Raw genomic sequence first — 304 nt, forward strand, 5'->3', positions numbered from 1 at the left:
CGCCGCACTTCTCGCGCTGCCCATGCCCGCCCAGGCGCAGGGCACCGGGCGCGGGGCCCAGCGCGGTGCCGAGGAGGGCGCCGCGGCGGCGGGCCCGGTCGGTGGCATCGTCGGCGGCGCGGTCGGCGCGGCCACGGGCACGGTCGGCGGCATCCTCGGCGTCGATGACCGGCCGCGCTTCCGCAGCTACGTGACCGGCCGCCACGTGAAGTCCTACGCTTACGACGGCCGGGTGGCGGTGGGCAGCACGCTGCCGGCATCGGGCGTCACCTACTACGACGTTCCGGACGAGTACCACGTGAAG

The 304-nt window shown here is 76.3% G+C and carries 1 protein-coding gene; it reads left to right on the forward strand.

Annotated features, from left to right (window positions below):
* Window positions 1-304, forward strand: a 304-nt coding sequence (locus tag WDW90_RS38750; RefSeq protein WP_336492953.1) for a hypothetical protein, incomplete at both ends; no start/stop codon positions are given.

The sequence above is a fragment of the Methylobacterium nigriterrae genome (assembly GCF_037106235.1).
Lineage (GTDB): Bacteria > Pseudomonadota > Alphaproteobacteria > Rhizobiales > Beijerinckiaceae > Methylobacterium > Methylobacterium nigriterrae.